This window comes from Nitriliruptor sp. (assembly GCF_040882075.1).
Taxonomy (GTDB): Bacteria; Actinomycetota; Nitriliruptoria; order Nitriliruptorales; family Nitriliruptoraceae; genus Nitriliruptor.
The window spans coordinates 1-10,475 of sequence record NZ_JBBEBZ010000217.1; the positions used below are offsets into that span (position 1 = coordinate 1).

Below are 10,475 nucleotides of genomic sequence, written 5' to 3' on the forward strand. Positions count from 1 at the left end.
CGATCGTCGGAGCCGTGACCGCGAGGGTCGCCACGAAGGTCTCGGCGATGGCGGTCGCCAGACCGGATCGGTCGGACGCTGGTGACGGGTCGGCCCCTGGGGTGTCGACCAGGGCGACCACGGGCAGGTCGTGCCGGCCCGCCAGGCGCAGCGCCCGTTGGAGCTTGCGGTAGCCGGCCGCCACGGCCTGCCCCGGCCGCCCGCCGTCGCGTGATCCCCGTCGGTCGAAGCCGACGATCACCACGGTGCGCTGTCCGAGCCGCGCGAGCGCGGTGACCACGGCCGCGTCGTCGGTGCCCGCACGATCGCCGCGGAGCTCGAGGTGCTCGTCGAAGACGTCGGCGAGCAGATCCCGGGCGGACGGGCGGTCGGTGCGGCGTGCGCGGCGGACCGCGTCCCAGGGCTCGTGCTCGACGGTGGGCTCGTCGACGTGCTCGGCGGCCGGCAGCGCCCCGTGACGGTGCGCCGGGTGGAGCAGTCGGAGGGCGGTGCCGGCCCACTCGAGCGCGCTGTCCGGTGACGCGGTCACCGCATCGACCAGCCCGGATCCGAGGGCGGCCTCGGCGGTGTGGCTGTCGTCGCCCACCGCGTCACCGGTGAACGCCTCGACGACCCGCGGTCCAGCGAACCCGATCGTGGCGCCGGCATCGGCCACCGCCACGTCCGCGAGCGCTCCGTAGGACGCGTGGACGCCGCCCGTGGTGGGGTGGGTCAGGTGGGCGACCACCGGGACGCCGGCCTCGCGGAGCCGACGGACGCCCTCGGCGGCCCGGGACATCTGGATCAGCGAGCGCATGCCCTCCTGCATCCGGGCACCGCCGGACGAGGTCACCACGAACAGGGGGAGCCCGCGGTCCGCAGCGACCGACGCGGCGTGCGCGAAGCGGTCGCCGTGCGTGGTCCCCATCGAGCCGCCGAGGAAGCTGAACACGCCCCGGGCGACGACCACCTCGACACCGCTCACGGTGACCGTCCCGACCTCGAGCGATTCCGCGTCCGGATCGTCCTCACGCGCGGACGCCAGCCGTTCCACGTAGCCGGGGAAGCCGAGCGGATCGTCGGCTGCTGGCGGCGGGGTGCCGGGCAGGGGGGACAGCGTCACCGATCGCGGTGACGTTGGGGCGGCGGCGCTGCGGGGCGAGCTCACGGCCGACAGCGTAGAGGCCGACCCCGAGGGGAGGGCCAGCCGGACGCGCCGTTAGACTCGGTGGTCACCGATCGTGGGGAGCAACCGTGGGCGAGTTCGTCCGTCTCGACGTGGACGCGGAGACCCGTGTCGGCACGCTGCGGCTCGAGCGGCCGCCGATGAACGCGCTGTCGCTGCAGGTCTGGCGCGAGATCGCTGGCGCCGCCGACGAGGCCACCGAACGCGACGACGTCCGCGCTCTGGTCGTCACCGGCGGTCCGAAGGTGTTCGCCGCCGGCGCGGACATCAAGGAGTTCCCGACCTGGACCGCCGAGGAGGCGCCCCGGATCGGCGCGATCCTCCAACGCAGCCTCGACACCCTCGCCCGCGTGCCGATGGTCACCATCGCCGCGATCACCGGGTACGCCCTCGGCGGCGGGTGTGAGCTGGCGATGGCGTGCGACTTCCGGTTCGTCGCCCACAACGCCAAGCTCGGCCAGCCCGAGATCCTGCTCGGCATCATCCCCGGCGCCGGCGGGACCCAGCGCCTGCCACGCCTCGTCGGGCTGTCCAAGGCCAAGGAGCTGATCCTCTCCGGTCGCATGGTCGACGCGACCGAAGCGGTCGAGATCGGTCTGGCCGACGAGCTGCACTCGGTCGACGAGCTCGAGGCCGCCGCGGCGGCGGCTGCGGCCAGGTACGCCGCGGGCCCGTACGCCATCGGCTTGGCCAAACGCGCGATCGAGGACGGCACCGAGCAGCCGCTCGACCAGGGGCTGCGGCTCGAGACCGCCATGTTCGCGGCCTGCTTCGCCACCGAGGACGCCCGGACGGGCATCGCCAGCTTCATCGAGAACGGACCCGGCAAGGCCGAGTTCACCGGCCGCTGACACCCGACCCGACGCTGCTCCACGCGACGCACCACGACGTCGCACCACCGCCCCGCACCACCAGCAGGAGATCGAGATGTCCGCAGAAGCGCTGCCGGATGAGCTGACCTACGCCGACACCGACGCGATGGACCTCAAGCAGAAGCAGGCCGCCTACCACGACTGGGAGGCGCAGAGCTACGAGGAGAAGTTCTCGATCTCCTACGACGAGCGCTGCATCGAGTACGCCGTCGAGCGGCTCCGCAAGGTGGTGCCCGAGGGGGCGACCTTCGACCGCGTGCTCGAGGTCGGTGCGGGCACCGGGTTCTTCACGATCAACCTCGCCCTCGGCGGCGCGCTCGATGGCGCCACCCTCGAGGCCAGTGACATCTCCCAGGGGATGCTCGACGTCTGCGAACGCAACGGCCGCGACCACGGGCTCGAGATCACCACCACCCAGGGTGACGCCGAAGCGCTGCCGTACGACGACGACAGCTTCGACCTGGTCATCGGGCACGCCTTCATCCACCACCTGCCCGTACCCGGCAAGGCCATCCAGGAGATGTACCGCGTGCTCGCTCCCGGCGGGACGCTGGTCATCGCCGGCGAACCGACCCACTTCGGCGACCGCATCTCGCACTTCGTCAAGCACAACACCTGGCGGGCGTTCATGCAGGTCACCAAGCTCCCCGGGCTGGAGAGCTGGCGCAAGCCGTCGAGCGGCTCGCACGCCGAGGACCGCGACGCCGTCCTCGCCGCCCTCGAGGACCAGGTCGACCTGCACACCTTCCGGCCCGACGACGTCGAACACATGGCCGACCTCGCCGGCTTCGAGGACGTGCGGGTGGTCACCGAGGAGCTCACCGCGAACTGGTTCGGCTGGTCGGTGCGCACCATCGAGGCGTCGGTGCGGCCGGGTCTGCTCGGGACCCGCTGGGCGTTCTTCGCGTTCGACAACTACAATCGGTTCGCCGCGCTCGACGAGAAGGTCTTGCGCCGGGTCGTGCCGCGCGGGTTGTTCTACAACCTGATCCTGCACGCCCGGAAGCCCGCGTGACCGACCCGGCAGCGGACGGCGAGCACCGCGTCATCGGCACGCGGCGTGTGCCCGAAGCTGCCGAGGTCGTCACCGACGAGGGCGCCCGCCCCGCGGTCGCCGATCGCGACCTGGTCGAGGGCGATCCCCTCCTCGACGTCGACGTGGACGACCCGGCCGCCGTCGAGGACGCCGCCCGGCAGGCGCTGTCCCAGCACGCCGAGCTGGCTGTCGCCACCGAGATCGCACGCGAGGGCATGGCCCGCGCGTCGGCCTTCGGCGATGACGCCCTCGCCGAGCTCGGCGTCCCCTCGCACCTGCGCCGGCCACCGATGCGGCGCCGCTACCCGCGGTGGGGGTGGCGCGGCGCCGCGCGGTTCGCCGTCGAGCGCAGGATGTACACGCCGCAGTTCCTGCGCCTCTACCAGCGCTATGCCTGGCACGTCGCGCGGCTGAAGGCGACCGGGCACAACGTCGAGTTCCAGGGTCTGACCTTCACCGGCAAGCGCGTCGAGTTCCACGCCCGCCCGTACCACGGGCGGCTCGTCATCGGTCCCTGGTGTTGGATCGGCAACGACAACAAGCTCCGCGCCCACGAGGGTCAGCTCACCCTCGGCGCGAAGGTCGTGATGGGCCGCGACAACGTCGTCAACACCTACCTCGACGTCGAGCTCGGCGAGGCCTGCATCCTGGCCGACTGGATCTACATCTGCGACTTCGATCACATCTACCACCGGCTCGACGTACCCATCAAGGACCAGGGCATCGTCAAGTCGCCCGTGCGGGTCGGCGGTGACGTCTGGATCGGCGAGAAGGCCACGGTGCTGCGCGGCGTCGACGTCGGGTTCGGGTCGGTGATCGCGTCGCACTGCCTCGTCAACGCTGACGTCCCGCCGTTCTCCATCGCCGTCGGCGTGCCCGTCCGCGTGGTCAAGTCACGCCTCCCGGCCGGGATGGACCCCGAGGAAGCGCTCGGCCTCGTCCAGCGCGGCATGCCCATCCCCGGCGACCCGATCGGCTAGCCGTGCAACGACCTGGGCCTGCGCCCAGGAAGTTGCAGCGTCGACGCTCGATCGGACCCGTCCAGTGCAAGGACCTGGGCCCGAGCCCAGGAAGTTGCGCTGCTGTCGCTCGGTGCTGACCGTCAGGGCTCGTCGCGGTCGGCTGACGACGCGCGTGCCTGGGCGAGCCGGACGACGTTCTCGGCGCGGCGCGTGACCTCGTCGTCCTCGTGCTGGTCGCGGGCCCACCGCAGGAACAGCGCGGCGATGATGCCCCACAGCACGAACCCGCCGACCACGTTCATCACGATGCCGGCGGCCTGCTGGTCGGCGATGGCGTCGAAGCCGAGCCACAGCGGGGGCGCCAGCTCGTACAGCCCGTAGAGGGGCAGCGGGGAGAAGGTCAGGAACGCGGCCGGGACGAACATCAGGACCGAGGACGCGAACAGGTAGAAGGCGCGGATCGGCTCCTGGATGGCGTTCCTCGCCCGTTCTCGCCGGATCGCCGGCCACCACCACACCAGCCCGGCGGACAGGTGGAGCACGTCGATCGAGAAGGACCCGAGCTGGGTGGTCTTCAGCCCGTCGACGACGACGGGCACGTGGGTCCCGAAGAGCACGACGTTGAACACCAGCAGGGCCACCGGCCAGCGCGTCACGAAGCTCACGGCCCGCTCACGGCGCGATCCGAACGGCAGCCACCGGTCGATCAACCACGTCGGGAGGGCCGACAGCAACAGCGGCGCAGCCACGAACGTGTAGACCACGTACCGGGCGACCCCGACGGTGGCGAGGTAGCCCGCACCGAGCTGCCCGATGGGCCACTCGGAGACCACGAACAGGGCGAGGACGCCGAGGCACCACCGGCGGAGCAGCGTCCGGTCGAGGGGCTGGCCGGCACGGCGGTGCGCCGCGACGTACGAACCGATGAACGCCGCGGCCACCAGCCACACACCGATGAACGGGGTGTAACGCCAGGTCCACACCTGGCCGGTGCCCGAGCACCACCACGCCACGTTCACGGCTGCTCCTCGCCCTGACCGTGGCTCCCCGGGAGCCCCTCGACGTCCCGGTCGGTGTCGAGCGGCTGCGGATCGTCGCTCGCTCGTCCCGAGCCGCGCTCCGCGGTCCACTCCTCCAGGATGCGGGGGAGGTCGGCCACCCAGTCGGCGCGGCGGGCACCGAAGGGCCACAGCCGACGTGCGACGCCCGCGTGGTCGAACCCGATCACCTGCGCCGGGTGACCGATGAGCTCGCCCTCGCCGCGCGGGTCAGCGCCCTCGACGACCGGGCCGGGCATGTCGAGCTGCGCCAGTGCCTCCTCGACCACCTCGATGTCCCCACGCAGACCGATGAAGTTGCGGTCGAAGGCGGTGGTGAACTCGTCGATCCGTTCGGGGGTGTCGCGTTCCGGATCAACGGACACGAACACGACCTGCACCTGGTCCGTCGAGACCCCGAGCGCGCTCATCGATGACGCGATCGTGCGCAGGTGGATCGGGCAGATGTCCGGGCACGAGGTGTAGCCGAAGAACAGCAGCACGGGCGATCCGGCGAGGTCCTCGGCGAGCGCGACGTCCTGGCCGTCCACGTCCGTGAGCGTGACGTCGGGCAGCGTGCGAGGCGGGTCGAGATCCAGCGGGATCCCGCGCCAACCGTCGTCGCCGACGCCGAGGTTGGTGGCCGTGAACGCGGTCGAGCTCGACGGTTCGCACGCCGACAGCAGCACCAGCAGCGCGGCGAACAGCAGCAGGAGGGGACGCGGCACGGGGAGGGTGACCTCGGGTCGGTGGAGCGAGCGGCGCGGGACCACCGGAGCCAGCCGGGGGCCGTGTCAGGCGTCCTCGGCCTCGCGGGCGTCGGCCGCGTCCTCGGCGAGATCGAGCAGGTCGACGACCGTCGCGTCGACGACCACGTCGCCGGAGCGTTCGAACTCGAGGACGAGGCGCAAGGTACCGCCTTCGCGCACGGTCTCGTCCGGCACGACCAGCATCAGGTGGAGCTCACCCGGACGGAACACGAGCTGCTCACCGGCGGGGATCGGGACCTCCTCGAGCACCTCCATAACGGCCGCGCCGTCGGCGACGGTGGTGCGGTGAATCTCGGCGGCGAGCGCCGCGTCGGTGCCGGCGCCGACCAGCACGTCGTCGCCGTCGCCGTCGTTGGCCACGGTGACCGCGACCTGCGACGAACCGGCGACGGGGGCGGCGACCTGCGGTGTGCCGACGACGTCCAGGTCGGGGGTGCCACCACCCGCGCAGCTGACGAGCGCGGCGGCCAGGAGGGCGACGACGCTCGTGACGGGGGCGCGGGAGCGGGGAGCGGGCACGGTCGGAGGGTAGCCAGCGGGGTCGCGGGGCTACGGTGCCCCGGCCGGGAGGCGTGGAGGTGGCATGGATCTGAGCGTCGGGTCACCCGGTGCGGTCGCGGTCGGTCTCGTGCTGGTCCTGCTCGGAGCGACGGGGGCGACGGTCGCGACGCGCGGGTTCGACGGCGGCGGAGCGCCGTGGCGGGTGCTGGTGACGTTGGTCCCGTTCGGGATCCTGATCGGCGGCGGCGCGTCGCTGGTCCGCGGGTGGGACCTCGGCGTCGGCGTCCTGGTCGGTGCGATCGCGGTGCCCGTCGTCGGCGCCCTGGCGCGGATGGTCGAGGTCCGTCGGTCCCGGGCCCAGCGGGACCGTCGATCGTGAGCGAACGGGGGTGGCGCGAGCGGCTGTTCGGGGCGAGGGACCGGCTCGGTTGGTGGCTGCTGCCGATGTTCGTCGCCGTGGGGCTCGCCGGTGCCGTGCTGGCCGGGTCGCTCGCGGTGGTCTTCTCCTCCCAGCGGGTCGACCGTCTGACCCGGGAGACGGCGTCGGCGCGGGCGGATCTGGCGACCGCGGCCGACGACGTCCGTGAGGCGGCGGACGAGGCCTTGACCACCATCGAGGAGGAGGTCGCCGCGGTCCGCGACCAGCTCTCGGCGGAGCTCCCGCTCGCCGACGCGGCGGAGGTCGGGGTGGTCCGCTTGGAGGCCGAGGTACCCGTCCTCGACGAGGGGACGGGGCAACGCGTCGCCGAGCGACGTCGGGCCAGCGGGTTCCTGGTCGCCGCCGCCGGGGACGAGGCGTTCGTCGTGACCACTTTCGGGCTGCTCGTCGACCCGGAGCGTCCCGAGGTGCCGCTCGACGTCGCCGTCGCCGTGCGGGCGGCTGCCGGCGACACGTCCGGGCGCGTCCACTCCTGGCGCGCGGATCGCGACCTGCTGCTGCTGCGCGTCCCGCTCACCGGGTTCGAGCCGCTGCCGTGGCGTCCCGCGGACGAGCCCACCGTCCCCGGGGACCGCGTGGTCGCGGTCGGCCTCACGTCGGCGCTCGGAGCGGTCCGCGTCGGCGGGACCGTGGCCGCTGCCGACGCGACCGGTGTCGTCACCGACCTTCCCGTCCTCGACCTGCTCGCTGGTGGCCCGGTCCTCGACGCCAGAGGTCGCGTGCTCGGGGTGGCGTCCTCGCGCTACGCGCCGTTCAGCGCCGACCCCGTCGTGGTGCCGATCCGGTCCCTCTGCGACGAGCTCCTCGCCCGCTGCCCGGACTGAGCGCCGACCCTGACGCGTCGGCTCGTCCCGTCAGCACTCGAAGATGATGAGGCACGACCCGTCTCCGTTGTCACCGTCGGCGTCATCGTCCGGCGGCGGTTCGCCGCCGTCGCCCGCGCCATCGTCGACCTCGTCGTCGTCGGGCGGCGGCTCGGTGTCCGGGAGCTCCTCGTCACCGTCGTCACCGTCGTCACCGTCGTCACCGTCGTCACCGTCGTCAGCGGTGTCGTCCGGGTCGGGTTCGGGCGGTGGCGGCGCGGGGACCGACCGGCGAGGACCGACCCGAGGGGCGTCCGGATCCTCGAACGCGAGGTCGTCCACGGACGGGAACCGTGCCGGCTCCACCTCGGCCAGGATCTCCTCGGCGGCTCGCGCCCAGAGCGCGGCCGGCAGGCTGCCGCCGGTCACCTCGGTGAGGCCGAGCAGATCGGTCAGGGGGTCGACCCGTCCATCGGTCCCGGGGTCGCCGATCCAGACCGCGAGGGCGAGGTCCGGGGTCACCCCGACGAACCAGGCGTCCTTCGCGTCCGTGGTCGTGCCCGTCTTCCCGCCCTGGGGTCGACCGATGTCCGCCGCGCGACCGGTACCGCGCGCGACGACGTCCTCGAGGGCCGCGGTGACCTGACGCGCGACCCGGGGGTGGACCACGCCGTGGCAGCCATCCGCGTCGAGCTCGGCCAGGTCGGCCGCTCGGTCGGCGAGAAGGTCCGCGGACGGGCGCCGTGGCGTGCGCGGCTGCCCCGGGATGACCACCACCTCGTCGGGTACGGCCACCTCCGCTCCGGTGATGTCGCGGACCTCGAGCACGCTCCGGGCCGGGCACAGGACGCCGTCGTTCGCCAGCGTGCCGAAGGCGGACGCCATGTCGAGCACGGTGGCGCCGAACGACGAACCACCGAGGGCGACGGCAGCCTCGGTCCCGACCTCGCTGGCGACCCCCAGCCGGCGTGACTGCTCGACGACGCGCGGGCCGCCGAGCTCGCACCCGAGCAGCTGGAAGGTCGTGTTCGTGGAGCGGACGAGCGCCTCGTGGACCGCCAACCGGCCGCCCGGACCGCCCCGGACGGTGATCGGCGGGCCGTCGTGATCGACGCACTCCGAGACGGTGACGTTCCCGGGAGCGGGCCGGGTGTCGGTCGGCTCCACCAGCGCATCCTCGAGCGCAGCCGCGTAGACGAACGGCTTGAACGCGGACCCGTTCTGTCGCCGGGTCATCGTCGCGAGGTCGAGGTCGCCGACGATCATGTCGCGCCCGCCGTGGATGGCCAGGATCGCTCCGGTCCGAGGGTCGAGCGCGACGGCCGCGGCCTCGACGTCGCCGACCTCGTCCGCGGGCAGGACCTCGGCGACCGCCTCGTCGAGGGCGCGCTGCACCTCCGGGACGTAGGTGGTCCGGACGGTGAGCGCGCCGGTCAGGACCGATTCCGGGCCGTAGGCGTGCTCGATCTGGCGTCGCACGTAGCCGATGAACGCCGGTGCGTCGCCGCCACGCACCTCGGGCCGCGGAGCGACCTCCAGTGGCTGCGCCTGCGCGGCGCGGACCTCCGCGTCCGTGAGCGAGCCGAGCTCGCCCATCCGAGCGAGCAGCGCATCGCGGCGGGCGCGAGCACCCTCCGGGTCAGCCCGCGGGTTGCGCACCGACGGGGCCGGCAGCGTCTGCGCCAGCGCGGCCGCCTGGGCCGCGTCGAGCTGGTCGGCGCCCACGCCGAAGTAGGTGAGAGCCGCCGCCTGGACGCCGGCGGCTCCCTCACCGAACGCGACGGCGTTGAGGTAGCTCTCGAGGATCTCCTCCTTCGAGGTCGACCGTTCGAGCGCGATGGCGATGACCGCCTCGCGGACCTTGCGCATGACGGTCTGTTCGTCGCCGACGAAGGCGTTCTTGACGTACTGCTGGGTCAGGGTCGACCCACCCTGCGTGATGCCACCGGTCCGCACGTTGGTGACCACGGCGCGGATGAGGGAGAGGGGGTCCACGCCGTCGTGCTCGTAGAAGCGCGCGTCCTCGGAAGCGATGACGGCATCGAGGACGACCGGGGCGATCCGGTCCAGCGAGACGACCTCCCGGTCCACCTCAGCGGTGAACCGGACGAGCACCTCCCCATCGGCATCGAGCAGCACCGTCGGGCCGGTGAGCGCGGCCGGCTCGGGCACGTCCCAGTCGACCCGCAGCGCGATCGCGGCCACGAGCACGATGAGTCCCGCCACGGTGGTGCCCGCCCCGAGGACGGCGAGGAGCCCGCGACGTAGCAGCAACGTCCGCACCCTCACCGCTCCCACCGGTCGACCGCACGAGGCTACGCGTGCGCCATCGTGACCGCGCGACCGCACGCGGGCTCTGAGGCCGCGGCCGGCACCGTCGCCCCGCAGCGTGCGACCTCGCACCCCGGTCCGCACCGAACATCTAGGGTCGGCGCTCTCCGTACGCAGGATCACCCTTGACCGCAGGTGCCGCCGTCTCCGTCCGTGGCCTGACCAAGCGGTTCGGGCGTGAGCTCGCCGTGGACGACCTCACCTTCGACGTCCCCGCGGGCCGCGTCGTGGGCTTCCTCGGCCCGAACGGGTCCGGGAAGTCGACCACGCTCCGGATGATCGTCGGCCTGACCGCCCCGACCGCAGGGACGGCGCTCGTGCAGGGGGTGCCGTTCCACGACCTCGAGCGACCCGCCGAGACGGTCGGATCCATCGTCGACGGGGTCGGCCACCACCCGGCCCGGCGCGCGATCGACGAGCTGCGCATCAGCGCACGAGCCGCCGGCCTCCCGCTCGAGCGGTGCGACGCGGCGCTCGAACTGGTGGGTCTCGGGGATGCGGGATGCAAGCGCGTCGGGGCCTACAGCCTCGGGATGCGGCAGCGGCTCGGTATCGCCCA

General features: G+C 73.0%; 11 protein-coding genes. 6 read left to right on the forward strand and 5 right to left on the reverse strand.

Annotated elements, in window-relative coordinates; translation table 11 throughout:
- Window positions 1–1,102: carboxyl transferase domain-containing protein (locus WEB03_RS15930; protein WP_368071908.1), on the reverse strand; the 1,102-nt coding region annotated here is incomplete at its 3' end.
- A gap of 131 nt (window positions 1,103–1,233) precedes the next feature.
- On the opposite strand from WEB03_RS15930, the gene WEB03_RS15935 reads away from it, so the two are divergent.
- The 3 genes from WEB03_RS15935 (at window position 1,234) to WEB03_RS15945 (ending at window position 4,053) form a co-directional block, all read left to right on the forward strand.
- Window positions 1,234–2,016 carry an enoyl-CoA hydratase/isomerase family protein gene (locus WEB03_RS15935; RefSeq protein ID WP_368071909.1) on the forward strand — a complete coding sequence of 261 codons (783 nt, stop codon included), beginning with the start codon at window positions 1,234–1,236 and terminating at the stop codon, window positions 2,014–2,016.
- A gap of 76 nt (window positions 2,017–2,092) precedes the next feature.
- On the forward strand, window positions 2,093–3,052 hold the full coding sequence (locus tag WEB03_RS15940) for a class I SAM-dependent methyltransferase (RefSeq protein ID WP_368071910.1): 960 nt from the start codon (window positions 2,093–2,095) through the stop codon (window positions 3,050–3,052).
- Window positions 3,049–4,053 (forward strand): acyltransferase, encoded by a 1,005-nt coding sequence (locus WEB03_RS15945; protein WP_368071911.1) that lies wholly within the window; start codon window positions 3,049–3,051, stop codon window positions 4,051–4,053. The genes WEB03_RS15940 and WEB03_RS15945 overlap by 4 nt, the downstream gene beginning before the upstream one ends.
- Before the next feature lie 122 nt (window positions 4,054–4,175).
- On the opposite strand, the gene WEB03_RS15950 is transcribed toward WEB03_RS15945, so the two are convergent.
- The 3 genes from WEB03_RS15950 to WEB03_RS15960 all read right to left on the reverse strand — a co-directional run bounded on the left by WEB03_RS15950 (window position 4,176) and on the right by WEB03_RS15960 (window position 6,361).
- Window positions 4,176–5,054, reverse strand: a complete 879-nt coding sequence (locus WEB03_RS15950; protein WP_368071912.1) for a cytochrome c oxidase assembly protein — start codon at window positions 5,052–5,054, stop codon at window positions 4,176–4,178.
- The gene (locus tag WEB03_RS15955) at window positions 5,051–5,800 is read right to left on the reverse strand and encodes an SCO family protein (RefSeq protein ID WP_368071913.1); all 750 of its coding nucleotides are present in this window, start codon (window positions 5,798–5,800) and stop codon (window positions 5,051–5,053) included. Before WEB03_RS15955 ends, WEB03_RS15950 begins: the two co-directional genes overlap by 4 nt.
- Window positions 5,801–5,866: 66 nt before the next feature.
- Window positions 5,867–6,361, reverse strand: coding sequence for a copper chaperone PCu(A)C (locus tag WEB03_RS15960; RefSeq protein ID WP_368071914.1), 495 nt, complete (start codon window positions 6,359–6,361; stop codon window positions 5,867–5,869).
- A gap of 64 nt (window positions 6,362–6,425) precedes the next feature.
- Between WEB03_RS15960 and WEB03_RS15965 the strand changes: the two genes are divergently transcribed.
- Entirely contained in the window at window positions 6,426–6,722 is a 297-nt protein-coding gene (locus WEB03_RS15965; protein WP_368071915.1) for a hypothetical protein, read from the forward strand.
- Complete coding sequence (locus WEB03_RS15970; RefSeq protein ID WP_368071916.1) at window positions 6,719–7,606, forward strand: serine protease; 888 nt, start codon at window positions 6,719–6,721, stop codon at window positions 7,604–7,606. Before WEB03_RS15965 ends, WEB03_RS15970 begins: the two co-directional genes overlap by 4 nt.
- A gap of 30 nt (window positions 7,607–7,636) precedes the next feature.
- On the opposite strand, the gene WEB03_RS15975 is transcribed toward WEB03_RS15970, so the two are convergent.
- Window positions 7,637–9,874 (reverse strand): transglycosylase domain-containing protein, encoded by a 2,238-nt coding sequence (locus WEB03_RS15975; protein ID WP_368071917.1) that lies wholly within the window; start codon window positions 9,872–9,874, stop codon window positions 7,637–7,639.
- A gap of 167 nt (window positions 9,875–10,041) precedes the next feature.
- On the opposite strand from WEB03_RS15975, the gene WEB03_RS15980 reads away from it, so the two are divergent.
- Window positions 10,042–10,475, forward strand: a 434-nt coding sequence (locus tag WEB03_RS15980; protein ID WP_368071918.1) for an ATP-binding cassette domain-containing protein, incomplete at its 3' end; no start/stop codon positions are given.

Excerpts from the sequence above, each read along its gene's own strand:
- WEB03_RS15940 (WP_368071910.1), top strand. The coding sequence starts at position 2,093 with ATGTCCGCAGAAGCGCTGCCGGATGAGCTGACCTACGCCGACACCGAC.
- WEB03_RS15965 (WP_368071915.1), top strand. The coding sequence starts at position 6,426 with ATGGATCTGAGCGTCGGGTCACCCGGTGCGGTCGCGGTCGGTCTCGTG.